This is a genomic window from Tenacibaculum sp. E3R01 (genome assembly GCF_003318185.1).
GTDB lineage: Bacteria > Bacteroidota > Bacteroidia > Flavobacteriales > Flavobacteriaceae > Polaribacter > Polaribacter halocynthiae.
In genome coordinates this window covers 108,267-133,330 of the sequence record NZ_QOCC01000014.1, presented here as the reverse complement: position 1 = coordinate 133,330, position 25,064 = coordinate 108,267, and the positions used below count along the sequence as shown (strand labels likewise).

The following is a 25,064-nucleotide window of genomic DNA, read 5'->3' as shown; positions in this document are numbered from 1 at the left end:
AGTGCAAATGTAGTTAATTTATAGTATAAAAAAACCACCTCTTAAAAGAGGTGGTTTTATTTATTTTAAAAGATAAAAAGGATTATCTGTTCGTGTTAACACTATCATCAATAGCTTCATTTGCATCGATTTCACGTTGAGGAACTTTTAAGAAAAATCTTTTATCATCAGCAGTTAAAGAAGCTGATGCTTTAATTCTTTGATTTCCAGTTCTTGTAATACCTTTTCTATATCTCTTAGCATCAAACCACTCAACACCAATTTCACCATATAATTCTTTTCTTCTCTCTACAAGAATTTCATCAAGTAAAGCTTGTCCTGTATTAGATGACTTAACAGCTAAAGGGTCTCTTTGAGATTGTAAGGCATATAACAAATTGTGAGCTCCAGTAGGGTCACTATTATGGTATTTAGCTTCAGCTTCAACTAGTAACATTTCAGCAGTTCTAATAATTGGATGATCAGAATCAAATTTGAATGTAAACTTTCTAGTAACATAATACCTATAATCGGTTACAGGTACGTTGTATCTTCTTGTAAATTGATTTCTTATATCTGAAGCACTAAATAGTGAAGTGAAATCTGTATTAACATAAGTACCAGAATATGATAAAACATAATGATCAGCATGTGCATGAGGTGCTCCCCAATAATAGTTAGATTGATCAGTACTTTGTGCACTACCCCATATCCATTCTGAGTTTGAGATATCATTAAAACCTGAAGCATAATTTCCATTTAAAACACTAGTAGGAGAACCACCACCATAAGCCATTCTAGCAGCATTTTCTGCACCAGTCCAGTTATTCATAGTTTGGTATACTCTTGCTAAAATACCATATGCAACATTTTGATTAATGTAAGACTTAGCTAATCTACTCGCATCTAAATTTTGAGTAGCATACACTAAATCATCAACAATTAATTTATACATGTCTTCTAAAGTACTCATACCTTTACCTTCAGTTGATAAATCTGTGTAAATAGGAGGTGCAGGTAATGTTTTATCATACGTATATGTATGTTGAAATTCCATAGCTAATTGAAAGTAAAAGAAAGCTCTAATTGCTCTACCTTGACCAACGATTTGCTTTTTATCTTGTGTAGATAAGTCTGAAGCATTAGCTCCATTAATTAAAGCATTAGCTTGGTTAATCATGTAAAATGGGTATTGCCAAGAAAAAACAGTCCTTCTATATGTAGGCTCTCTGTTATCATTTTCATAATCAAATCTAAACCAAGTACTACGTTGGATTAAATCATTTCCTTTTACAGTTCTTGCATAATAAATAGAGTTTACCCCAGCAGCATCAGTTGAAGTAAATTGTCCTCTAAATCTTCTCATGATACCAGAAACATAGGCATCGGCTCCAGCTCTTGATCCAAACACTACTTCATTTGTTACAGAAGCAGTTGGTTTTGGGTCATTTAAAAAATCATCATTACAGCTAACCATAGCAATCGCTACTACCAGTAATGTGACAAAACGTGTTAAATTATTTTTCATCTTTTTAATGTTTTTATAATTCTAAATTAATTCCAAAAGAATAAATTCTTTGATTAAAAGATCTACTATTTGTTGTACCCGCTAAACTTTGCTCAGGGTCAATACCTTTATGACTCTGGAATGTTAGTAAATTGTCCCCTTGGAAATAAATTCTGAATCTGCTTAATCCAGCTCTTTCTACAACATCTGTTGGCAAAGAGTATCCAAGTGTTAATGCTTTAACTCTTAAGTAGTCGTTTTTAAATAAAAACCTATCAGATTGAGAACTAAAATCATTATTACTAGCTTGTAAACGAGGGATATCAGTAATGTCGTTAGGTTTTTGCCAACGATTTACTAAGTCAGGTGACGCAGCTCTACCTAAGTTTTCAAAACCGCCCATTAAACCAGCATAAGTAGAATCATATACATAGCTACCTAAACTAAAGTTCATTAAGATGTTTAAATCCCAATTTTTATATTTAAATGAGTTTGTTAAACCACCTACTACATCTGGTAAAGATTCTTTACCCGTTCTATATCTTGTAGCGGCAGCATAATCATTAGTTGTAACTTTATTACCAGTAGTTGCATCGTCTCTATACCATAAAGCTTCTCCAGTTGCAGGATCAACACCAGCATATTCACGAATAAAGAATTCGTATAAAGAAGTTCCTACTTCCCATCTTTTTGTTCCGTTAATGAATTGCTCTTGAGTTAGCTCAAGGATTTCATTTTTCTGGAATGTTAAGTTTAAGTTAGTGTTCCACTCAAAGTTATCATTAACAATATTTTGAGAATTTAAATTTACTTCTACACCTGAATTACCAATAGAACCAACATTTGTTCTAATACTAGAGTTACCAGTAGAAATAGGTAATGGCTTGTCATAAATTAAATCAATAGATTTTTTATTATAATATTCTACACTACCACTAATTCTGTTATTAAGTATACCGAAATCTAAACCAATATTTGATAAAGAAGTTTTCTCCCAAGTTAATAAAGGGTCAGTTACGCTGCCTAATACAACTCCTGTATTAGCTAATTCATTCCATCCAGTATTAAATAATGATAAATATGGGAAGTTTCCAATACCTCTATTGTTACCTAGTTCACCATAAGAACCTTTTAATTTTAAGTAATTTATAATATCATTTCCTTCTAAGAAAGATTCGTTAGATAGTATCCATGAACCACCAATAGAGAAGAAATCACCCCATCTAACAGATTCAGCAAATTTTGTTGAACCATCACGTCTGTATGACCCTTCAAGGTAATACTTTTCATTATAGTTATAAGAAAGTCTACCTAAATAAGATTCTAATCTTTCTTCATTAACAAAACCACCAACACTCTCAGGAGTTGTACTACCATCTAATACTTGCACATTTGGTAAAAAACCAACACCTTGAGCACTTAAACCCTCAGTTTTTAGTTTGTATGCCTCTTGAATAAAACTAGCAGAAATACTGTGACTTCCAAATGTTTTAGAGTAATTTAAAGCATTGATAAAGTTAAGGGTAGAAGTAATATTTCTATTTTGAGTAACTCTACCTCCAACATTAGCAGCAAATCCAAACTCATTATGAACATAAGCGTAAGAATCAAAAATTACTTTTTCAAAACCTAAAGTAGATCTAAAGTTTAAATCTTCAGTTAAGTTAAATTGAATATGTCCATTAGCTTGTAAGTTATCACGTTTATTAACATTGATATAATTAAAAAGAGCACCGTATCCATTTTCACCTTCAAAAACAGCTCTGGTTCCATTTGTTACTTGACCTGCAGTGTTTCCATAATCGAAAATTTTATTTCCTTTATTATCAAATACTAATTGACCGTTTTCATCTCTCCTGTATACAGGGTAAATTGAAGAAACACTTGTAGTCCATTGTGTAGCTGCTTGGAAAGCATTTCCTGATTGTGTAGGATTATTTTGACTTGATGTTGAATAAGAAGTATTGAAACCTAATTCTAACCAATCTTTTAATTTACCAGAGTAATTTAATCTTGTAGTAACACGTTCAAAATCAGATTTTGAAATTGTACCTTCTTGATCTAAGTAATTAACTGAGAAAAAGAAACTAGAAGTTTCACTACCTCCTGAAGCTGTTAAACCATGCTCAGTTCTAATAGCTGAATCATTAAATAATAAAGCTCTCCAATCAGTATCCCATAATTTGTTAGATGTAACAAGGTTACCATTAGCATCTACTGGATTTGGAACACTTGGTCCGTAAGGGTTGTAACCAAGACCAGATACCAAAGAATTAGATGCGTTAGTTCCAGCTAAAGCTGCAGATTGACCATTTACATACTGATTAGTATTTCTAAGTGCTTCCCAAGTATATCTAAACTGATCATCAGTACTCATTAAATCATGAGCCTTAACAGCCTGATTTGCGAAACCAACAGAAGATCTAACAGTAATTCTTGTAGGTGCATTAAATTTACCTTTCTTGGTAGTAATTAATATTACCCCATTTGAACCTCTAGATCCATAAAGAGCGGTAGAAGCAGCATCTTTCAATACTGTCATAGACTCAATTTGATCAGAACTAATAGAGTTAATGTTACCATTATAAGGAGTACCATCTAAAACGATAAGTGGAGAAGCATCTGCATTAATCGAAGCTACACCACGAACACGAATCGTTGGGTTATCACCAGGTTGACCCCCAGCAGAAATAATATTTACCCCAGGAACACTACCTTGAAGTGCATTGGTAACAGATACTACTTGTTGCTTTTCTATAATCTCATTATTTAAAATAGAAACCGAACCTACAATAGCTTTTTTACTTTGAGTACCATATGCTACAACTACAACTTCATCAAGAAGATTGTCATTTTGTAACGTGATATCAATTCTATTTGAAGATCCAACAACCTTTTGAGCAGTTTTCATTCCTACAAAGCTAAAAACAAGAATATCACCTGTTTTAACTTTTAAAGAATAATTACCATCAAAATCTGTCTCAGTACCATTTGTGGTACCTTTCTTTAAAATAGTAACCCCAGGTAAAGGACCAGATTCATCTGAAACAGTACCTGAAATGACTTTATCTTGCGCATAGGTAACATGAACAAGAAACGCTAACAAGAGCGTTAAAATTCCATTAAACTTTGTTCTCATTATATAATTATTTGAATTAATTAGTCGCTAAAATCTTAATTTATTCTTAAAAAAACAACTTTTTTAACAAAAACTATCTAGCAGAAGCCTTTATTTTATTGAAGATTTTATAAAATATTTAAAGATTTAAACTAATTTTTTTAATAATTATTAATTAGTGAAAAGGAAGATGTGTGTTTCTTATGATGTTAATTAGTAGTTAGTTAAGTGGAGCATATTTGTGGTTAAGTTTAAAAAGTAATGTGTTGATATGCACCTAAATCTATATTTGTAGCTCTGTTAACCCCAAGAATATCAGAAGTAACTGTAGTGAGGATTCCTTTGTTAATAGCTTCACTTTTATCTCCAATAATAAAACTATTAGAGAAAACATCTTTAAAATTTGAAGGTTTATTTAAATAAATATTTTGATAATGTATAGTGTTGTCAAATTTTAGCTCTAGATTATTTGTAAAGCTATTATTAATGTCATTAAATTTAATCATACTGTTTTTTATGTTATAATTAAATAAACTTTTATCGCTTTTATCTAAAATAAATTCAATATTGTTATTGCCATCAATAATACAGTTAGTGAAATTAGCTGCAAATAAATCTCTTGTTAAAGTGTTTTCTTGACCATTATTATTTGTGAAAATTATAAAATTATTAACTAAAACAGCAGGTAACTGTCGTAAACTGTTGTTCCAAAAATTAGAGAAGGTAGCATGAGTAAAATTATAAGTGCCACCAAATGTGCAAGCCAAAGAGGATTGTCCTGTATTTCCAATAACTAAATTTTTACCTAATATATTGGTGTTTCTACCTAAAATCCCATAACTAGAATTGTTGTAAATCTCTGTGTTTTTAATTGTTAAAGTAGGAGAGCTATTATGCCCTATACTGTCTACTAAAACACCAACAATTCCGTTTTTTATTAAAGTATTGTTTAATACATTTTCCTTACTTCCAGCTCGCATCCATATTGTACCCCATTGTCCTGGGATATCTTTAAAACTATGTTCTAATCTATCTCCTTGAAAAACTATTTTTTTGTTTAAAGTTCCGTTAGCTTTTAAACTTGCTTTCGTGTCTATAATTAATCCGGAATTTCTATGGAAGTGAAGTTTAGCACCAGGATTTATAGTTAAAGTTTTATCATTAGGAACAGCTGCATATCCATAAATTACATAGGGTTTATCATCGGTAAAAATTAGTTCATTGTCTTTAAGAAAGCGTCCTTGTATTTTGGAATCTTTACCATCTATAGTAAGTGTTTCAATTCCCATATTGTTTTTAGCAGGGAAAATAAAATGAGCATCTTGAACCAAAGTAACTAAATCTACATCTTGTTGATTATTACCATTATCAAATAAAATTTTATCAGTGTAAAGAGGGTTTGTTACAGTATTGAAATCAATAGTAGTTTCAACGAAAACATACATACTGTCATTTGCTAAAATTTCAACATTTTTAAAATCCTTTCCTGGTGTTCCATCTACATTTAAACGATAGTTAGATGTTGTTCCGTTCTCTAGCTTTATTTCAGGGATGGTGATAGCTTTATTACTTTTATTATAAACTTTTAAATTATAGGTAGCTGAACCTATATTACTAAAAATAGTATCTAAAAAAACTGTGTCTTTTGAGAATTCTAGGCTTCCAAAACTTGGAATAGTTTCAAAATCTTTTCTGCAAGAACTACTAATAATTAATAAAAAAACTAATAAAAAGCAATAAACATACCTCATAAGTAAAGTATCATAAGTTTAACAAAGTGATAAAAATAACAATATAACCTTAGATTATTGAAATTATTGTTTTACCAATTCAATTTCAAATAATTTACCCCAATGCTTACCTGTAACATATAAGTGATTATTTTCTGAATTGTAAGCTATTCCATTTAAAACATCATCTTCATCTACTAATTTTTGTGTCTTTTCCATTTCTTTTACTAAGCCTTTTAGATTTATAATTCCTTCTACTACACCATTTTTAGGATTGATAATAGCAATTAATGGTTTTTGCCAATAATTAGCGTAAATTTTACCATTAATTAATTCAAGTTCATTTAATTTTTCTAAAGAAAGTTTATTGGTATAGGCTTGTATATTTCTTTTTTCTTGTTGGTTATTAGGGTTTAAAAACCAAATTTTATTTGTACCATCAGATTTTATTAGTTCATCTTTACTATGAGTTAATCCCCATCCTTCATTACTATTATTGTAATTAAATTCTCCTAATTTCTTAAAACTTTCTAAATCATAAATAAAACCTTTACGAGCTTGCCAAGTTAGCCAGTAAATTTTGTTGTTAAAGATGGTCATTCCTTCTCCAAAGTATTTTTTATCTAAGTCAATTTTTTGTATAACTTTTCCTGTTTCCAGTTCTACTTTTCTTAAAGAAGATTTCCCTCTTTTTCCAGTTGTTTCATATAAAAAACCATCATGAAACTCTAACCCTTGCGTATATGCATTTTTGTCATGAGGAAAAGTGTTCACAATTTTATATTTATAAAGGTCAGGTTTTTTGTTAGCTAAAACCTCAATAGAATTATTTAGTTTTTTTGATTTTTTCGGATAAAAAACAACTGCGGTTACAGCATGCTTACCGACTCCAAAATCATTCGTATTTATAGCAATACTGGTTTCTTTATTATTAATACGTTTACTGTTTACATATAAATGGACAGAATCAATAGCATCCCCTTTTAATTGTTCAAGTTTAACAGCAGCTTTATCTCCTAATTTAACTTTTTTACTTGTGTTTAATTTGAATCTGTAACTAGTTTCACTACAGGATGTTAATGCGATGATAGGTAGTGCTAGTATTGTTAAGTATTTATAGATGCGCATATTTTTTTGTTTGATTTTCAATTTATGTATTAATACTACAAATTAAAACATTTTTTTGTTTGGAAATTAAAAAAAAGAATTAAATTTGCAACTTCAAATAGCCATTGCAGGTTTTTGATTTTACTGAAAGCGTTTATAATCTTACCAATTATAAATAATTTCACTATAAAGTTTAAAGTTTTTTAAAAGATGAAAAAAGGTATACACCCAGAAAATTATAGAATGGTAGCATTTAAAGATATGTCTAACGGAGATGTGTTTTTAACTCGTTCAACAGCTAATACTAAAGAAACATTAGAAGTTGAAGGGAAAGAATATCCATTATTAAAATTAGAAATTTCTAGAACTTCTCATCCGTTCTATACAGGTAAATCTAAATTAGTAGATACTGCAGGACGTATTGATAAATTCAAAAATAAATATTCAAAATTCAAAAAGTAATTTTGTTTATTCATATATAAAAAAAGCTCTGATATTTATCAGAGCTTTTTTTATGATGAAAATCTTGTATTTTAGCGAGTAAAATTCAAAAAAAATGAGAGACACTATTTTGGCAGTTGTTATTATTGCAAATGTTTTATGTGGCGTATTGGTTTATTTTATACCTGATATGGGGAATTACATTTTGCTAACCATTGCATCGGCATTCACCTTGTTAGCGATATATGATGCTTTTTTACAAAAAAAGCATTCATTGATGAGGGCGTTTCCAATAGTAGCTAGGTTGCGTTGGGTTTTTGAAGAAGAGCGAGAAAAAATTCAGCAATATTTCATTGAAGATGATTTAAACGGTACTCCATTTAATAGAGAAAAAAGGAGTATTGTGTATCAACGATCAAAAAAAGAAATTGAAACTGTTCCTTTTGGTACACAGCATAATGTATATGAAAAGGGATACGAGTTTGTAAAACATTCTCTATTTCCAAAAGATCATCATATAGTAAAAGGGGACAGAGTGCTAATAGGTTCAGATAAGTGTATTCAAAAGTATGATACTTCTATTATAAATATTTCAGCAATGTCTTTTGGGTCTTTGAGTAAAAACGCTATTATGGCGCTAAACCAAGGAGCAAAAATGGGGAATTTTGCACATAATACAGGTGAAGGTGGTATTTCACCCTATCATTTAGAAGGTGGTGATTTAATTTTTCAAGTTGGAACTGGTTATTTTGGTGCTGGAAAAACAGTTAAAGGTAAGCGTGTTTTTGATGAGGAAATTTTCAGAGAAAATGCTGTAAAACCGGAAGTTAAGATGATTGAAATTAAATTTTCACAAGGAGCAAAACCAGGACATGGAGGTATTTTACCAGCTAAGAAAAATACAGAAGAAATTTCTAAAATTCGTTCTGTTGAGCCATATACTAGGGTTGACTCTCCACCCAATCATGATGCCTTTTCTAATTTTGAAGAAATGATAGCTTTTATTCAAAAGGTTAGAGGTTTAAGTGATGGAAAACCTGTTGGAGTTAAGTTTTGTGTAGGTGATAATGATGAGATTGAAGAAATGATTAAAACTTTTGCAGAGGTTAAGAACTATCCAGATTTTATTTCAGTTGATGGAGGAGAAGGAGGAACAGGTTCAGCACCTCTTGAGTTTTCTAACTATGTTGGTACTCCTTTGCTAGATGGATTGGTTTTTGTGAATAAAACATTAAAAAAGTATAAATTAAAAGAACAAATTAAAATTATAGCAAGTGGTAAGGCAATTGATGCTTTTGATGTGGTTAAATATTTAGCATTGGGAGCAGATGTAATAGGTATGGCTAGAAGTTTTATGTTAAGTTTAGGGTGTATTCAGGCGCGTGAATGTAATTTAGATACTTGTCCTGTTGGAGTGGCAACACAAGATGAAGATTTAGTAGAAGCCCTGGTTGTTAAGTACAAAAACGTTAGGGTTAAAAATTATCATAGTAAAACAATTGATGCAGTTAAGGAGGTAGTTGCAGCCATGGGTAAAGATAAAATTAGCGATGTTACTTCAAAACATGTATTTAGAAGAGATAAAGCTGGAGCTATTATTTCTTTAAATGAAATTTATGAAAATTAAATTTTCATAAAAATTTATAAATCAAAACAAACAAGATTTTTTGGAATCAACTCTTACTATAAATAATCAGAAATATCAATTAGAACGTTATCCAAAAACAAAAGATAATACTTTAAAGGCATGGAGTAATGCTGAGTTGTTGGTGTTGAATAATGTTATAAGTAAAGACGTAAAAAATATTCATTTATTTAATGATCGTTTTGGTTTTTGGAATTGTACATTAAATGATAAAAAAGTAACTACTATTTGGAATTACGCAAGTCAGCAAAAGGCAATTAATCATAATAAAAACCTTAATGAATTAAATTCGAATATTATTTATAAAACTTCTTTAGATAATTTAGAAAAAGTAGAGTTGGCATTGATTAAGATACCTAAATCATTAGAGTTATTTGAATTGTTTTTACAACAAGTCCATAAAGCTTCAATTTCTTCTACGGAAGTTGTATGTGGATTTATGACTAAGTATTTTTCACCTTCTTTTTTAAAAATAGCTTCAAATTATTTCGAAATTTCGGAACAATCAAAAGCATGGAAAAAAGCTAGATTGTTAGTGTTAAAACAACCAAAAGAGGATATTGAATATAAAGAATGTAGTAATAAAATAGGTTACAAAGGAAAAGAATTTAATCAATATTACGGAGTGTTTTCATCTGGGCAAATTGATATTGGGACACAGTTTTTTTTGAAACATATAAAAGTGTTACCAAGTGAATTGAAAGTTTTAGATTTAGCTAGTGGTAATGGTGTAATTGCTCATGAGTTAATAGGTAAATATCCAAATATAGAAGCTACTTTAATTGATGATTTTAATTTGGCAATAGCTTCGTCTAAACTTAATTTAAAAAATAAAAAAGCTACTTTTATTTGTGATAATAATTTAAATAATTTAGAAGAAGGGTATTTTGATTTGGTGGTTTCTAATCCACCTTTTCATTTTGAACATGAAAATAATATAGAAGTAGCTTTAGAGTTATTTAAGGGAGTAAAGAGGGTTTTAAATGGAGACGGTCGTTTTCTTTTGGTTGCGAACAAACATTTGAATTATAAAACTCATTTAACTATTCTATTTAATAACGTTACTGTAATGGCTGAAAATGCAAAATTTATAATTTATGAATGTGTTAATTAGAGGTAAATATGATAAAGAGTAGTTAGAATTTATTAAAATATAAAAAAGCCACATGTTTAATGTGGCTTTTTTGTTGATTTTAAAAGTTAATTACCAATAATATGACATTCCAAAAATTAATTGAGAAGGGTTTAAGTTAAGATCAAATCTATTTTGATTTTCTTTAAATGAAGTACCATTTTTAATAGTAGTATTTGTGTATCCTAAAGATCCAAAGTAGGCTTGAATAGCTATTCTATTTGTTAAAAAATAGCTTACTCCTGGTCTAATTCCTATGAAAAATGTATTAATATCACTGGTTGGTATATTACTTGAGTTTTGAAAAATAGTTTTTGTTTTTCCAGTTTGATAATTCACTTCACCCTGTAAGAAAAAAGATAAATTTGAAACAATAAAATAATGTTTTTTGATGTAAGAGTTGAAACTAAAAGTATTTGTGTTTTGTGTAGTTAGATTTTGATTATTGTCTGTATTATCATTTTTTCTATAATTATACCCTATTCCAAAGCCAAGACTAAGGTTATCACCAATAAAATAATTTAGTTTTGGTGTGATATTAAATGAAAAAGTTGAGTTTTCATTTTTAATTTGGTCATAGCTTCGATTAAAGCTGTAAACAGAAAGATCTGTTGTGAAATTCCATGTTCCTTTTTCGATTTTAGTGACTCCCTTATTTTCTTGAGCATTTAAAATTCCGCTTGCGATAAAAATTGCAGCAATTATTATTTTTTTCATAAAGTTATTTATTTAAATCTAATGTAAAAAAACACTATTTCTATTATAGGTGAGTTGATTAATTTCCGAATGGACTAATTTAATTTCCAGATAAAAGATATGTTAATAATTATTGTATTTGTGGGTATTTTTTTATTAAGGGTAATTAGAGGTAATTAATAATGGTAAGTGTAAGTAGGTAGTGTTTTGTGAAATTAATAAGGAAAATAACATTGAGTTAATTAGAAAGCGTAGAAAGGGGTTAGAGAGTTAAATAAATAAAAAACCACCTAAAGTTTCTTTTAGGTGGTTTTGTGAATATAAAGTATTTGCTTTTAAGCTTCAGCTTCCATGTAGTCTTCAATAGGGTTACATGAACAAATTAAATTCCTATCTCCATAAGCATCATCAACTCTTCTAACAGACGGCCAAAATTTATTTTCAGCTATATATTCTAGAGGAAAGGCTGCTTCTTTTCGAGAATAAGGTAAGTCCCATTCATCAGCAGTTAACATCTCTTGAGTATGAGGAGCATTCTTTAAAACATTGTTGTTGTTATCTTTTACAGCTTCATTAATTTCTTTTCTGATGGATATTAATGCATCACAAAAACGATCTAGTTCAGTTATGCTTTCACTTTCTGTAGGTTCTACCATTATAGTTCCAGCAACAGGAAAGGATACAGTTGGTGCATGGAAACCATAATCCATTAATCGCTTAGCTATATCTACTACTTCAATACCGTTTTGTTTAAAAGCTCTACAGTCTAAGATCATTTCATGAGCCGCACGTCCCATTTCACCTGTATATAAGGTGTCAAAATGACCTTGCAATCTTTCCTTTATGTAGTTTGCGTTTAATATTGCATTTTTAGTAGAGTTTGTTAATCCATCTGCACCTAACATTGTAATATATCCGTAAGAGATTAAACAAGCTAAAGCAGAACCCCAAGGAGCTGCAGAAATTGCTGTGATAGCATTATCTCCACCCGTACTTATAATTGGATTTGTTGGTAAAAAAGGAACTAATTGAGGAGCAACGCAAATTGGGCCAACTCCAGGTCCACCACCACCATGAGGTATAGCAAAAGTTTTATGTAAATTTAAATGACAAACATCAGCTCCAATTGTAGCAGGGTTCGTTAAACCTACTTGAGCATTCATGTTAGCACCGTCCATGTAAACTTGCCCTCCGTTATCATGGATAATTTGTGTAACCTCTTTAATGGCTTTTTCATAAACTCCATGGGTAGAAGGATAGGTAACCATTAATGCAGCTAAATTATCTTTGTGTAATTCAGCTTTTGCACGTAAATCTTCAACATCAATGTTTCCTCTCTCATCAGTTTTAGTAACAACTACCTTCATACCGGCCATGATAGCAGAAGCAGGATTGGTACCGTGTGCAGAAGCAGGTATTAAACAGATGTTTCTGTGATCATCACCGTTTGATTTATGGTATGCTCTAATAACCATTAATCCAGCAAACTCTCCTTGTGCGCCTGAGTTAGGTTGTAAAGAAGTACCTGCAAAACCAGTAATAACATTTAATTGTTGCTCTAAATTGATAAGCATTTCTTGATACCCTTGAGCTTGATTTAAAGGAGCAAAAGGGTGAATATTACCCCATTGAGGGTTGCTTAAAGGTAACATTTCAGAAGCTGCATTTAACTTCATAGTACAAGAACCCAAAGAAATCATAGAGTGATTTAAAGCTAAATCTTTACGTTCTAATTTTTTAATATAACGCATCATATCTGTTTCAGATTGATACGTATTAAATACTTCGTTTTCTAGGAAAGTAGTATTTCTTTGAATGTTTGTTGGTATTACATCAACAGAAGTAAATTCAGTTATAGTAATATCTTGTATATTGAAAGTTTGTTCGAAACAATCAATAATTGTGTTTATTTCTTTTAAACTAACAGTTTCGTTTACAGAAATTGAAACATGATTTTCATCAATGTAGTTAAAGTTTATTCCATTTGATTCAGCTACAGAACGTAACTTACTAGTTTCTACTTCAACTAAAATAGTATCAAAATAAGAACTATTTTTTTGTTTGAAACCTAATCTTTCTAACCCGCTAGCTAATGTTGTAGCAGCAGTGTGAACTTGATTAGCAATGAAATTTAAGCCGTCTTTACCGTGGTATACGGCATACATACCAGCCATAACAGCTAATAATACCTGAGCAGTACAAATATTTGAAGTAGCTTTTTCTCGTTTGATATGTTGTTCACGAGTTTGTAAAGCCATACGTAAAGCACGGTCTTCATTTCTATCTTTAGTAACACCTATAATACGACCAGGTATACTACGTTTGTAAGCTTCTTTAGTAGCAAAATAACCAGCATGAGGCCCTCCATATCCTAATGGAATACCAAATCTTTGTGTAGTACCAACAACTACGTCAGCTCCAAATTCAGCAGGTGCTTTTAATAAAACTAAAGATAAAATATCAGCAGCTACAGCTACTTTTATGTTGTTTTCATTTGCTTTAGCAACGAAATCAGTATAGTCATATACTTGTCCATGTTTTCCAGGGTATTGAACAATGGCCCCAAAAAACTCATCTGAAAAATCAAAGTTTTCATGGTTGTCAATAACTAGTTCAATTCCAATAGGAATAGCTCGAGTTTGTAATACCGATAACGTTTGCGGTAAAATATCTTCAGAAACGAAAAATTTGTTAGCACCAGCTTTTTTCTTAGCTCTTTCACGAACATCAAATAATAAAGCCATTGCTTCAGCAGCGGCAGTACCTTCATCTAATAAAGAAGCATTAGCTAATTCCATTCCAGTTAAATCACAAACCATTGTTTGATAATTTAATAAAGCTTCTAAACGTCCTTGAGCTATTTCAGCCTGGTAAGGAGTATAAGCAGTATACCATCCTGGGTTTTCTAAAATGTTACGTTGAATAACACTAGGTACAATACCTTCGTGGTAACCTAAACCTATATAACTTTTAAAAACTTTATTTTTGGCAGCTAGTTCATTTATATGCCCTAAATATTCATATTCACTCATTGCGGGAGCTAAATTTAACTCTTCTTGTAATCGAATATCGTCAGGGATAGTTTCATTAATAATTTGATCTAAAGAATCTACACCGATGGTCTTTAGCATGTTTTCTTGATCCTTAACACGAGGACCAATGTGTCTTAATTGAAATGAATTCGTGTTCATTTGTGCTGTTTGTTTTAAGTGCCTCAAAAATAATTAAAATAGATGATTTAATAAGCATGTTTTTATCGTAAACTATTAATTTATTACCTATATATATAATAATAAACATATGTGTTATTTTTGTTTAATGGATTACTTAAAAAAAGTTGTAAATTTTTATATAAATTCAAGTATTCATGTAGGGTTTTCTGTGTATGCTTTTATGAGGTTAACAGAATTGTATTTTGGATTACCTTATAATGAACCGTTAGATTTTTTTGTATTTTATGGAACAATAACAGGTTATAACTTTGTAAAATATGCAGGTGTAGCAAAATTACATCATAAAAGCTTGACTAATAATCTGAAATATATTCAAGTTTTTTCTTTAGTGTGTTTTCTCTTAGCGTGTTATTATTTAGTTCATTTAAAAGTAAAAACACTAATACTAACTCTACCATTTGGTTTATTGACTTTATTTTATGCTGTGCCTTTTATAGGGAAGCTTCAAAAAAATTTACGAAATATTAGTTATTTGAAAATTATAGTAGTTGCATTAGTTTGGGCTGGAGTAACTGTGTTGTTGCCAATATATGATGCGGGCAATCAGTTAGATGTTAAAACTTTTTATATGTTATTTCAACGTTTTTTATTTGTAATAGTATTAATTCTGCCTTTTGATATAAGAGATATAAAATTTGATGCTATTTCTCTTCAAACGATACCAAGAAAAATAGGAATTGAAAATACTAAAAAAGCTGGCTTTTTTATTTTAATGATATGTTTGTTTCTAGAGTTTTTAATAGCAGAGGAGAATGTTTTTAGAAAGGTGTTTTTTATTGTTTTTCTACTTTTTTCTACAATGTTAATGAGAGCGAAAGAAGAACAGTCAAAGTATTATAGTTCTTTTTGGGTAGAAGCTATTCCTTTGTTGTGGTGGGGAATGCTTTTGATTTTTTAAAAAATAAGGGGTAAAAGTTTCTTTTTTTAAGCAAATTAACTTAAAAATGAAAATGTTATCATTTTGTGATACTTTTTTAACACATCCTTTGTAATTTGCGCTGACACAACACAACATACTAAAATATTTAAAAAATGAACACAGTAAGTACTTTAAAAAGAAATTATATTTTTGATTTTGATAGTACGTTAACTAAAGTAGAAGCACTAGATGTTTTAGCTGAAATTACTCTAGTTAATAATCCTAAAAAAGAAGAGATTATTAATGGTATAGTTAATATAACAAACTTAGGGATTGATGGCGAAATTTCTTTTCCTGAATCTTTGGAAAGACGAATTCAGTTATTGGATGCTAAAAAATCAGATTTGACAGTTTTAATAGAGGAGTTAAAACAAAAAGTATCTTTGTCAATTGAAAGGAATAAAGAGTTTTTTGAAAATTTTTCTGATGATATTTATGTTATTTCCGCTGGTTTTAAAGAGTTTATTGATCCTATAGTTGCCGCATATAATATTCCATCTGAAAGAGTGTATGCAAATACTTTTGAGTTTGATGAAAATGATGTTATAGTTGGTTTTGATAAGGATAATGTGTTATCAACCCATAATGGGAAGATCCAATGCTTGAAAAATTTAGAGCTTGAAGGAGAAATTCAAGTGATAGGTGATGGCTATAGTGATTATGTAACTAGAGAAGCAGGAGTAGCAGATAAATTTTTTGCTTATACTGAAAATGTATCAAGAGATAAGACAGTTGCTAATGCTGATTATATTACTCCAAATTTAGATGAATTTTTATACGTAAACGATTTGCCAAGAAATATTTCATACCCAAAGAATAGAATTAAAATTTTATTATTAGAAAATGTACATGCTGATGCTTTTACAAAACTTTCTGCTGATGGTTTTTCTGTAGAAACTGTGTCAAGAAGTTTATCAGAAGAAGAGTTGATAGAGAAAATAAAAGATGTACATGTATTAGGTATTCGTTCTAAAACTCAAGTTACTGAAAAAGTGATTAAGGCTGCTGAAAAATTAATGGTCGTATCAGCTTTTTGTATTGGTACTAAACAAATAAATTTAGAAGCTTGTAAAGAAAATGGAATTGTAGTTTTTAATGCGCCATATAGTAATACACGTTCGGTAGTTGAGTTGGCTATTGGAGAAATTATCATGTTAATGCGTAGTGTTTTTCAACGAAGTACAGAATTACATAACGGAGAATGGAATAAAACAGCACAGGGCTCTAGAGAGGTTAGAGGTAAAAAGTTAGGGATTGTTGGTTATGGTAATATTGGTAAACAGCTTTCTATATTGGCAGAGGCTTTAGGTATGGATGTGTATTATTATGATGTTGAAGATAAATTAGCATTGGGTAATGCAACGAAAATTAACACTTTAAAAGAGTTGTTAAATATCTCAGATGTAATTACGTTGCATATTGATGATAACGCTGCAAATAAAAATTTTATTGGAGCAAAAGAGATAGCTGAAATGAAAGATGGTGCACACTTAGTTAACTTGTCAAGAGGTTTTGTAGTGGATATTGAAGCTTTAGTTGAAGGGTTAAAGTCAGGGAAATTATCTGGCGCAGCTGTAGATGTGTATCCTGAGGAGCCAAGGAAAAATGGTGATTTTTATACTGAATTGAAAGGGTTGAATAATGTTATATTAACACCACATGTAGGAGGAAGTACTGAAGAAGCTCAAAAAGATATAGCGGATTTTGTACCAAATAAAATCATGAGTTATATTAATTCTGGAAATACGGTAGATGCTGTAAACTTCCCTAATATTAGATTGCCAAAGCATAAAAACGCACATCGTTTTTTGCATATTCATAAAAATGTACCTGGTGTTATGGCAGAAGTTAATAAGGTGCTTGCAAAATATGAATTGAATATTACAGGTCAATACCTTTCTACTGATGAGAAAGTTGGATACGTTATTACTGATGTTGATAAAGAGTATAACCAAGAAGTGATAGGTAAGCTTAAAAAAGTAAATGGTACAATTAAATTTAGAGTATTGTACTAGTAATTAAGTTTAAAATTTATTAAAATGCCTTGAAGTTAATTCGAGGCATTTTTTATGGTGAAAAAATAAGTTTAAGCAATAAGTAATTTTCAGTTTGACCATTAGAAAGAATAGTTTCTTTTTTATTGAATTCAATTTTTTTTAATTTAGAAGAGAAATATGTCCAGTCAGCGTCTGAAATGTTAGATAATTCATTTAAAGAGTTTCTTATTTGATTCATAATGTATTTTATAAAGTGTCAAAACTACTTAACTCTGTTTCAATAATATTTGCGCCTTTTTGTAATGTTGTAATATAGTTAGTGATGTTTTCAACTTTAAATCTACTTAAAGGCCCAGAAGCACTAATGCTAGCGATTACTTTTTTATTTTTGTTTTTTATTGGAATAGCAATACACACTAGACCAGATTCTAACTCTTCCATGTCTAAGGCATATTCTTGTTTTTGTATTTTTTCTAACTCTTTTTTTAATAAAGAAATAGAAGAGATAGTGTTTTTATTATAAGAAGTTAATTCAATATTTTCTAAAATATTTTCTTTGATAGAGGTAGAAGAGAATGCTAATAATAATTTTCCTGAAGCTGTAGCATGAATTGGTTCAAATGATCCAATTGATGTGTTGATCTTTAAACCATGTAAGCTATCTGCTTTGTCTATATGAAATACCTTATTGTCTTTAAGTATACTAAATAAAACTGTTTCTTGTATTTCAAGAGCTACTTTTTTTATAGACTTATTGGTGAGTTTAGTGATTGCTTTATATATGGAAACTCGATTGCCTAATTCAAAAATTTTACTACCTAAACTGTATTTTTCGTCACTGTTTTGATGAACAATATTTAATGAAGTTAATGTGTGCAATAAACGATAAGTTGTGCTTTTGTTGTAACCAGTTTTTATAGCTAGTTCTCTAACCCCCCACGAAGATTTTTCTTCAGTAAAAGCATCTAAAAGTTTAAAAGCTTTTATGATAGATTGATTTAATTTATTGTCGTTAACTTCTTTCATCTAATAAAAAATAATTGTATTACTTATTTGCTAAAGTAATAAAAAAGATATAAATTTATAAAACACCGTTTTAAATAGTGAAACACTTATTGTTTTTTATGTTATATAAATTGAGCATTTAAAAGCTCTTTTTACTAGGTGATTTAAAAAGAAAGTATGTATAGAGCAACATTAGAATACGCGTTAGGGTTAGATAAAGAAGATAAATTATCATATTTACGTGAAGAGTTTCATATACCAAAAGATGAAGATGGGAATGATTGGTTATATTTTACAGGAAACTCTTTAGGATTGCAACCTAAACAAACACAAAAATATATTCAACAAGAATTAAATGACTGGGCTAATTATGGAGTTGAAGGTCATTTTGAAGGTAAAACACCATGGTTACCTTATCATGAGTTTTTAACGGAAACTATGGCAAAAATAGTTGGCGCAAAACCATTAGAAGTTGTTGTAATGAATACATTAACAACAAATTTACACTTGTTAATGGTTTCTTTTTATCAGCCTAAAAAAACAAAATATAAAATAGTTATTGAAAGTGATGCATTTCCATCTGATAGATATGCAGTTCAGTCGCAATTAAAATTTCATGGTTTTGATGTTGAAGAAGGATTAATTGAATGGAAGCCAAGAGAGGGAGAAGAGCTTTTAAACATAGAAGATTTAGAAAGTATTGTTTCTGAGCAAGGTGATGAAATTGCTTTATTGTTAATAGGAGGAGTAAACTATTATACAGGTCAATATTTAGATTTAAAAAGAATAGCAGAAATAGGTCATACTAAAAACTGTTTTGTAGGTATCGATTTAGCGCATGGAGCAGGTAACATATCTCCAGAGTTACATGATTCAGGAGTAGATTTTGCTGCTTGGTGTACATATAAATATTTAAATTCAGGACCAGGAAGTTTAGGAGGCTTGTTTGTACACGAGAAACATGCAGAAAATAAAGAGTTACCGCGCTTTTCAGGTTGGTGGAATCATAATAAAGAAACACGTTTTAATATGCGTCAACCTTTTGACGTAATGGCTGGAGCAGAAGGCTGGCAATTGTCAAATCCTCCTATATTATCAATGGCAGCAATTAAGGCTTCTTTAGATATGTTTAATGAAGTAGGGATGGAAGCATTACGTGAAAAATCTGAAAAACTAACAGGTTATTTTGAGTTTTTAATAAATGAAATAAATTCTGATGACATTAAGATAATTACTCCTTCAAACCCAAAAGAAAGAGGTTGTCAGTTATCTATTCAAGTAAAGAATGCAGATAAAAGTTTACATAAAAAGTTAACTGAGAATAATATTATTACTGATTGGAGAGAGCCAGATGTTATTCGTTGTGCACCCGTACCAATGTATAATAGTTTTGAAGATGTTTATAAAATGGTTTCAATTTTAAAAGGACTATTATGAGTTTAGAAGTTCATATTAAAGATGTAGTTAAAAGAGATGTAAATACTGTTTTTAATGCAGTAGTAAATAAAAATATAATTTCAAAATACTTTGTTTCTAATGCAAGTGCTGATTTAATTGAAGGAACGAAAGTAAAATGGGAGTGGAAAGATTTTTGTGCCGAATGTTTGGTTACCGTATTATCAATTAATGAAAATAGTAAGATTATTTTTAGTTGGAAAGGAAATAAAGTTACCACTGAAGTTGAAATGGAATTTAATAGCCAAAGTGATAATGTAACTGAAGTAAGTATTAAAGAAAGAAGTTATGATAATAATGAAGAAGGGATTAAAAAAGTAATGCAACAAACTCAAGGATGGACAGATTTTATTTGTTCATTAAAAGCGTATTTGTATACAGGGATAAATTTAAGAAACGGAGAAATGAACTAATTTAGTTTTATGAATAAAAAAGATAATATACTTATTATAGGAGCTGGTTTATGTGGTTCATTGTTAGCTTTACGATTAGCACAAAGAGGATACAAAGTTGAATTATTTGAAAGTAGGCCAGATTTACGAACTAATGATATATCAGCAGGTAGATCTATAAACTTAGCATTATCGGATAGAGGCTTTAAAGCATTGCGTTTAGCTGGAGTTGAAGATAAGGCACGAGAGATATGTATTCCAATGCACGGGCGTTTAATTCATGATGCTAAAGAAAATACATTTGCTTCAAATTATTCAGGAAGACAAGGGGAATATATTAACTCAATTTCTAGAGGAGATTTAAATGGTATTTTGTTAACTGAAGCAGAAAAGCATGAAAATGTAACCATACATTTTAACAAAAAATGTATTTCAGTAGATATTGAAGAAACGGTAGTACGTTTTAAAGATTATAAAACAAAAGAAGAGTTTTCAGTAAATGGAGATGTGATTTTTGGAACTGACGGAGCCGGTTCTGTATTGAGGAAAAGTTATTATTTAGAAAGGAAATTTTTGTTTAGTTATTCTCAAAATTACTTAACACATGGATATAAGGAGCTTGAAATTCCTGCAGACGCATTAGGAAATCATCAAATAAGTAAAGACCATTTACATATTTGGCCTCGTGGAGAATACATGTTAATAGCTTTGCCAAACTTAGATGGAAGTTTTACCGTTACTTTATTTTTAAGTTATGATGAAGGAGAATATAATTTTAATAACTTAACAACTGAAAAGAGAATAACTGAATTTTTTGAAAAAGAATTTCCAGATGCGTTAAAATTAATTCCAAGTATAAAAGATGAGTTCTTTAATAATCCAACAGGAGCATTAGGAACAGTAAAATGTTCTCCATGGTTTTATAAAGGAAATACAGTGCTTATGGGAGATGCAGCTCATGCGATTGTTCCATTTTATGGGCAAGGTATGAATGCTTCTTTTGAAGATGTAACAGTTTTTGATACAATTTTAGACAAACATGAAGGTAACTGGGAAGCTGTTTTTAAAGAATACCAACTGGTTAGAAAAGAAGATACAGACGCAATAGCCGATTTAGCAATAGATAATTATTATGAAATGCGTGATCATGTTGCTAACCCATTATTTAAGCAAAAACGTATGTTAGAAATGTCGTTAGAAGAAAATTTTCCTAAAGAGTATTTCTCAAAATATTCAATGGTTACTTTTAATGAAAACATACCCTATTCAGAAGCAATGAAGAAGGGAAGAGCGCAAGATAAAGCATTGTTAAATATGGTTGCTCATAATGATTTGAATTCAGTTTCTAATTTAAAAGAAGTACTTAGAAAGGTGCAAGAAGAAACGAATGAGATTTTAGAGGAAGATAAGATAGCAGGTTTATAGATGAGAAGATACATAGTTTTATTACGAGGTATTAATGTGTCAGGAAAAAATAAAATTCCTATGGCAGAATTACGAGAGTTATTAAACAATTTGAAATTTAAAAATGTACAAACATATATTCAAAGTGGAAATGTTATTTTAGATTCTGACGATTCAAAGGAAGTTATCTGTCAAAAAATAGAAGAAGAAATTACTAGCAAATACGGGTATAAAGTTCCTGTATTTGCAAGAAATCAAGAAGAATGGGAAAAAGCAATTACAGCTTATCCTTTTTCATTAGAGAATGAAAAAATAGTTGCATTTTCTTTTTTAAATAAAAAACCAGCATCTACCGAGATAGAAGTAAAAGGGATTAAAGATGATAAATATAAAGTTGATGGTGATGTTGTGTATTTAAATTGTGTGTCTGGTTTTGGAAAAACGAAACTGACAAATAATAGCATTGAAAAAAAATTAAATGTAGTAGCAACTACAAGAAACTATAAAACAACTGTAAAATTATTAGAGTTGGCAACAAAAGAATAATGGGAGAAAAAAAAGTAACACCAAGAGGAGCTTATCCACATGTTAAGGTAGTAGGAGATTTTATTTTTGTATCAGGAACAAGTTCGCGCCGTGCAGATAATTCAATTGCTGGAGTAGATATTATTGATGAAATGGGAACCAAACGTTTGAATATAGAAACACAAACGCGTGAAGTTTTAAAAAACATTGACAAGAATTTACAAACAGTTGGTGCTAGCATAAAAGATGTAGTAGATGTTTCTACTTTTTTGGTAAACATGAATGATTTTGCAGGTTATAATAAAGCATATGCTGAGTTTTTTGAAAAAGAAACAGGTCCTACACGTACTACTGTAGCTGTACATCAACTACCACACCCTGATTTAGTGGTAGAAATTAAAGTTACAGCATATAAAAAAGCAAACTAATTTAATGAGTGAATTCAGTCAAAATAAAAAAGAGCTAATTAATAAAGGTTATTCAATTACTGAGTCTATTTTTAGTGATGAAGAACGTTTACAATTAATTCATTTGATTGAAAGTTCAGAAAATAAATATGCTATTAGGCAATTAGTAAACAAGGTGCCAGAAATAAAAGAAGTTATTTTTAAAAATGAAAAATTTAAAAAACTATATGCTTCTGTTTGTTGTACTGATTATTTTTTGTCAAAAGCTATCTTTTTTAATAAAATAGGGAAATTTAATTGGTTTGTTAGTCATCATCAAGATTTAAGCATTAGTGTAAAAAAGAAATTAATTATTGAAGGCTATACTAATTGGACCAATAAAAACGGGCAATTAGGAGTTGTACCTCCTAAAAGAATTTTAGAAAACATAATCACTTTTAGAATACATTTAGATAAAACAGACGAAACTAATGGTGCTTTAAAAGTGATATTAGAGAGCCATAAAAATGGAATTATTAGAATTGATGAAAATTTTAAAAAAGAAAATATAGGTAAAGAAGAGTTGTGTATTGTAAATGAAGGTGGAGTTATGTTAATGAAACCATTACTATTACATGCATCTTCTAAATCAATAACAAATTATGATAGAAGAGTAATTCATTTAGAATTTTGTAATCATGAAATTCCAATGGAGTGGTTAGAAAGAAAAGAGATTATATGAACATAAAAAACTACATAAATGGCGAGTTTCTGCCTCCAATTAATGAGAATTACATAGATAACTATAATCCATCAATAGGAGAAGTATACGGTACAATACCTAACTCGACTAAAGAGGATGTTTCATTGGCTTATAAAGCAGCAAGTGATGCTTTTCCTGAATGGTCTAATAAAACATTGGAAGATCGAAGTAGAATTCTAATAAGAATATCTGAGTTATTAGAAGATAATCTTGAACGTTTCGCTAATGCAGAAGCTAAAGATAATGGTAAACCAGTTTCGTTAGCAAGTGTGGTTGATATCCCAAGATCTGCAAGTAATTTTCGTTTTTTTGCAAATGCCATTACTCAGTTTTCATCAGAGTCTCATGAAAGTATTGGATTAGGTGCTGTCAATTTTACATTACGTCAACCTATTGGCGTAGTTGGTTGTATATCACCATGGAACCTTCCCTTATATTTATTTACATGGAAAATAGCTCCGGCAATTGCAGCAGGTAATTGTGTTGTAGCAAAACCAAGTGAAGTAACGCCAATGACTGCGTATTTATTAGGGGAAATATGTAATGAAGCTGGATTACCAAAAGGAGTATTAAACATAGTTCATGGTTTAGGACAAACTACTGGACAAGCAATTATTGAGCATCCTGAGGTAAAAGCAATTTCATTTACAGGAGGTACAGCAACAGGAGCACATATTGCAAGAACTGCAGCACCTATGTTTAAAAAGTTGTCTTTAGAACTTGGTGGAAAAAATCCGAATGTCATTTTTGCAGATTCTGATTACGATAAGATGTTAACTACAACGGTACGATCTTCATTTGCTAACCAAGGTCAAATTTGTTTATGTGGAAGTAGAATTTTTGTTGAAGAATCTATATATGAGCAATTCAAGAAAGATTTTGTAAAAAAAGTATCTGAATTAAAAATAGGTAACCCTTTTGATAATGATACAAATGTAGGAGCACTTGTTTCAAAACAACATTTAGAAAAAGTAAAATCATACATTGATATAGCCGAAAATGAGGGAGGAAGAATTCTTTATGGAGGAAATCGAGTAGTGGTAGAGGGAAGTGAAAACGGATACTATTTACAACCTACAATTATCGAAGTTGGAGATAATAAATGTGTATTGAACCAGGAAGAGATATTTGGACCTGTAGTAACCTTAATGTCTTTTAAAACGGATAAAGAAGCTCTATTGTTGGCTAATGATGTAAAGTATGGGTTATCAGCAACTTTATGGACTAATAATTTAAACAGAACAATGCAGTTTTCTAAACAATTGAATACTGGAATTGTTTGGGTAAATACATGGATGTTGCGAGATTTAAGAACGCCTTTTGGTGGACAAAAAGCGAGCGGAGTTGGACGAGAGGGTGGTTTTGAAGCATTGCGTTTTTTTACTGAACCTAAAAATATTTGTATAAAATATGAATAATGAAATACGACAAAGAATTGTTGAGGTTTGTGATAAAAAAATAGCTCAAAAAGGAGATCAAGTTGGAGTTTCATTCTACGCATTTTTTAAAAATAAAAATGATGATCCTAAATTACTCATGGAAGTGGCAACTTGGTGGATTCAAACACATCAATTAGATCATTTTGAAAAAGCAATTAAAATTAAAAGAAAGGTTAAGAATAACGAATAGA

21 protein-coding genes are annotated in these 25,064 nt (G+C 30.1%); 13 read left to right on the top strand and 8 right to left on the bottom strand.

What is annotated here, in order from left to right:
* Positions 1-82 precede the first annotated feature (82 nt).
* The 4 genes from DS884_RS03440 to DS884_RS03425 all read right to left on the bottom strand — a co-directional run bounded on the left by DS884_RS03440 (position 83) and on the right by DS884_RS03425 (position 7,462).
* Positions 83-1,507, bottom strand: coding sequence for a RagB/SusD family nutrient uptake outer membrane protein (locus DS884_RS03440; RefSeq protein WP_113785791.1), 1,425 nt, complete (start codon positions 1,505-1,507; stop codon positions 83-85).
* Positions 1,508-1,520: 13 nt separating this feature from the next.
* Positions 1,521-4,625: a SusC/RagA family TonB-linked outer membrane protein gene (locus DS884_RS03435; protein WP_113785790.1), complete on the bottom strand. Its 3,105-nt coding sequence runs from the start codon at positions 4,623-4,625 to the stop codon at positions 1,521-1,523.
* A gap of 230 nt (positions 4,626-4,855) precedes the next feature.
* Positions 4,856-6,355 (bottom strand): hypothetical protein, encoded by a 1,500-nt coding sequence (locus DS884_RS03430; protein WP_113785789.1) that lies wholly within the window; start codon positions 6,353-6,355, stop codon positions 4,856-4,858.
* 63 nt (positions 6,356-6,418) lie between these two features.
* Positions 6,419-7,462 carry a glutaminyl-peptide cyclotransferase gene (locus tag DS884_RS03425; RefSeq protein WP_113785843.1) on the bottom strand — a complete coding sequence of 348 codons (1,044 nt, stop codon included), beginning with the start codon at positions 7,460-7,462 and terminating at the stop codon, positions 6,419-6,421.
* A gap of 189 nt (positions 7,463-7,651) precedes the next feature.
* Between DS884_RS03425 and DS884_RS03420 the strand changes: the two genes are divergently transcribed.
* The 3 genes from DS884_RS03420 (at position 7,652) to DS884_RS03410 (ending at position 10,641) form a co-directional block, all read left to right on the top strand.
* A complete protein-coding gene (locus tag DS884_RS03420) occupies positions 7,652-7,903 on the top strand; it encodes a type B 50S ribosomal protein L31 (protein ID WP_093870624.1) in 252 nt (83 codons plus the stop codon).
* A gap of 94 nt (positions 7,904-7,997) precedes the next feature.
* Positions 7,998-9,509: an FMN-binding glutamate synthase family protein gene (locus DS884_RS03415; RefSeq protein WP_113785788.1), complete on the top strand. Its 1,512-nt coding sequence runs from the start codon at positions 7,998-8,000 to the stop codon at positions 9,507-9,509.
* 40 nt (positions 9,510-9,549) lie between these two features.
* Entirely contained in the window at positions 9,550-10,641 is a 1,092-nt protein-coding gene (locus DS884_RS03410) for a class I SAM-dependent methyltransferase (protein WP_113785787.1), read from the top strand.
* Between the two features lie 90 nt (positions 10,642-10,731).
* On the opposite strand, the gene DS884_RS03405 is transcribed toward DS884_RS03410, so the two are convergent.
* Both DS884_RS03405 and gcvP read right to left on the bottom strand, forming a co-directional pair.
* Positions 10,732-11,376 (bottom strand): outer membrane beta-barrel protein, encoded by a 645-nt coding sequence (locus tag DS884_RS03405; RefSeq protein ID WP_113785786.1) that lies wholly within the window; start codon positions 11,374-11,376, stop codon positions 10,732-10,734.
* A gap of 314 nt (positions 11,377-11,690) precedes the next feature.
* Positions 11,691-14,546, bottom strand: a complete 2,856-nt coding sequence (gene gcvP, locus DS884_RS03400; RefSeq protein ID WP_113785785.1) for an aminomethyl-transferring glycine dehydrogenase — start codon at positions 14,544-14,546, stop codon at positions 11,691-11,693.
* A 127-nt stretch (positions 14,547-14,673) separates the two neighbouring features.
* Between gcvP and DS884_RS03395 the strand changes: the two genes are divergently transcribed.
* Together DS884_RS03395 and serA are read left to right on the top strand one after the other, a co-directional pair.
* Entirely contained in the window at positions 14,674-15,486 is an 813-nt protein-coding gene (locus DS884_RS03395) for a hypothetical protein (RefSeq protein ID WP_113785784.1), read from the top strand.
* Between the two features lie 134 nt (positions 15,487-15,620).
* A complete protein-coding gene (serA, locus tag DS884_RS03390) occupies positions 15,621-17,522 on the top strand; it encodes a phosphoglycerate dehydrogenase (RefSeq protein WP_093870630.1) in 1,902 nt (633 codons plus the stop codon).
* 52 nt (positions 17,523-17,574) lie between these two features.
* On the opposite strand, the gene DS884_RS18385 is transcribed toward serA, so the two are convergent.
* Together DS884_RS18385 and DS884_RS03385 are read right to left on the bottom strand one after the other, a co-directional pair.
* A complete protein-coding gene (locus DS884_RS18385; RefSeq protein WP_158530813.1) occupies positions 17,575-17,742 on the bottom strand; it encodes a hypothetical protein in 168 nt (55 codons plus the stop codon).
* Between the two features lie 8 nt (positions 17,743-17,750).
* Entirely contained in the window at positions 17,751-18,530 is a 780-nt protein-coding gene (locus DS884_RS03385; RefSeq protein ID WP_113785783.1) for an IclR family transcriptional regulator, read from the bottom strand.
* Between the two features lie 156 nt (positions 18,531-18,686).
* Between DS884_RS03385 and kynU the strand changes: the two genes are divergently transcribed.
* Genes kynU through DS884_RS03345 form a run of 8 tightly spaced genes read left to right on the top strand, consistent with a single transcriptional unit; the run spans position 18,687 to position 25,063 of the window.
* Positions 18,687-19,946: a kynureninase gene (kynU, locus tag DS884_RS03380; RefSeq protein ID WP_113785782.1), complete on the top strand. Its 1,260-nt coding sequence runs from the start codon at positions 18,687-18,689 to the stop codon at positions 19,944-19,946.
* A complete protein-coding gene (locus DS884_RS03375; RefSeq protein ID WP_093870632.1) occupies positions 19,943-20,377 on the top strand; it encodes an SRPBCC domain-containing protein in 435 nt (144 codons plus the stop codon). The genes kynU and DS884_RS03375 overlap by 4 nt, the downstream gene beginning before the upstream one ends.
* Positions 20,378-20,386: 9 nt before the next feature.
* The gene (locus DS884_RS03370; RefSeq protein ID WP_093870633.1) at positions 20,387-21,781 is read left to right on the top strand and encodes an FAD-dependent oxidoreductase; all 1,395 of its coding nucleotides are present in this window, start codon (positions 20,387-20,389) and stop codon (positions 21,779-21,781) included.
* Positions 21,782-22,306 (top strand): DUF1697 domain-containing protein, encoded by a 525-nt coding sequence (locus tag DS884_RS03365; protein ID WP_113785781.1) that lies wholly within the window; start codon positions 21,782-21,784, stop codon positions 22,304-22,306. It abuts the gene before it with no gap.
* The gene (locus DS884_RS03360) at positions 22,306-22,713 is read left to right on the top strand and encodes a RidA family protein (RefSeq protein WP_093870635.1); all 408 of its coding nucleotides are present in this window, start codon (positions 22,306-22,308) and stop codon (positions 22,711-22,713) included. Before DS884_RS03365 ends, DS884_RS03360 begins: the two co-directional genes overlap by 1 nt.
* A 4-nt stretch (positions 22,714-22,717) precedes the next feature.
* Positions 22,718-23,413 carry a phytanoyl-CoA dioxygenase family protein gene (locus DS884_RS03355; protein ID WP_113785780.1) on the top strand — a complete coding sequence of 232 codons (696 nt, stop codon included), beginning with the start codon at positions 22,718-22,720 and terminating at the stop codon, positions 23,411-23,413.
* Positions 23,410-24,852: an aldehyde dehydrogenase gene (locus tag DS884_RS03350; protein ID WP_113785842.1), complete on the top strand. Its 1,443-nt coding sequence runs from the start codon at positions 23,410-23,412 to the stop codon at positions 24,850-24,852. Before DS884_RS03355 ends, DS884_RS03350 begins: the two co-directional genes overlap by 4 nt.
* A complete protein-coding gene (locus DS884_RS03345) occupies positions 24,845-25,063 on the top strand; it encodes a DUF6500 family protein (RefSeq protein WP_093870637.1) in 219 nt (72 codons plus the stop codon). The genes DS884_RS03350 and DS884_RS03345 overlap by 8 nt, the downstream gene beginning before the upstream one ends.
* The last annotated feature ends 1 nt before the right edge of the window (position 25,064 follow it).

Excerpts from the sequence above, each read along its gene's own strand:
- DS884_RS03440 (WP_113785791.1), bottom strand. The coding sequence starts at position 1,507 with ATGAAAAATAATTTAACACGTTTTGTCACATTACTGGTAGTAGCGATT.
- DS884_RS03435 (WP_113785790.1), bottom strand. The coding sequence starts at position 4,625 with ATGAGAACAAAGTTTAATGGAATTTTAACGCTCTTGTTAGCGTTTCTT.
- DS884_RS03430 (WP_113785789.1), bottom strand. The coding sequence starts at position 6,355 with ATGAGGTATGTTTATTGCTTTTTATTAGTTTTTTTATTAATTATTAGT.
- DS884_RS03425 (WP_113785843.1), bottom strand. The coding sequence starts at position 7,462 with ATGCGCATCTATAAATACTTAACAATACTAGCACTACCTATCATCGCA.
- DS884_RS03420 (WP_093870624.1), top strand. The coding sequence starts at position 7,652 with ATGAAAAAAGGTATACACCCAGAAAATTATAGAATGGTAGCATTTAAA.
- DS884_RS03415 (WP_113785788.1), top strand. The coding sequence starts at position 7,998 with ATGAGAGACACTATTTTGGCAGTTGTTATTATTGCAAATGTTTTATGT.
- DS884_RS03405 (WP_113785786.1), bottom strand. The coding sequence starts at position 11,376 with ATGAAAAAAATAATAATTGCTGCAATTTTTATCGCAAGCGGAATTTTA.
- gcvP (WP_113785785.1), bottom strand. The coding sequence starts at position 14,546 with ATGAACACGAATTCATTTCAATTAAGACACATTGGTCCTCGTGTTAAG.
- DS884_RS03395 (WP_113785784.1), top strand. The coding sequence starts at position 14,674 with ATGGATTACTTAAAAAAAGTTGTAAATTTTTATATAAATTCAAGTATT.
- serA (WP_093870630.1), top strand. The coding sequence starts at position 15,621 with ATGAACACAGTAAGTACTTTAAAAAGAAATTATATTTTTGATTTTGAT.
- DS884_RS18385 (WP_158530813.1), bottom strand. The coding sequence starts at position 17,742 with ATGAATCAAATAAGAAACTCTTTAAATGAATTATCTAACATTTCAGAC.
- DS884_RS03385 (WP_113785783.1), bottom strand. The coding sequence starts at position 18,530 with ATGAAAGAAGTTAACGACAATAAATTAAATCAATCTATCATAAAAGCT.
- kynU (WP_113785782.1), top strand. The coding sequence starts at position 18,687 with ATGTATAGAGCAACATTAGAATACGCGTTAGGGTTAGATAAAGAAGAT.
- DS884_RS03375 (WP_093870632.1), top strand. The coding sequence starts at position 19,943 with ATGAGTTTAGAAGTTCATATTAAAGATGTAGTTAAAAGAGATGTAAAT.
- DS884_RS03370 (WP_093870633.1), top strand. The coding sequence starts at position 20,387 with ATGAATAAAAAAGATAATATACTTATTATAGGAGCTGGTTTATGTGGT.
- DS884_RS03365 (WP_113785781.1), top strand. The coding sequence starts at position 21,782 with ATGAGAAGATACATAGTTTTATTACGAGGTATTAATGTGTCAGGAAAA.
- DS884_RS03360 (WP_093870635.1), top strand. The coding sequence starts at position 22,306 with ATGGGAGAAAAAAAAGTAACACCAAGAGGAGCTTATCCACATGTTAAG.
- DS884_RS03355 (WP_113785780.1), top strand. The coding sequence starts at position 22,718 with ATGAGTGAATTCAGTCAAAATAAAAAAGAGCTAATTAATAAAGGTTAT.
- DS884_RS03350 (WP_113785842.1), top strand. The coding sequence starts at position 23,410 with ATGAACATAAAAAACTACATAAATGGCGAGTTTCTGCCTCCAATTAAT.
- DS884_RS03345 (WP_093870637.1), top strand. The coding sequence starts at position 24,845 with ATGAATAATGAAATACGACAAAGAATTGTTGAGGTTTGTGATAAAAAA.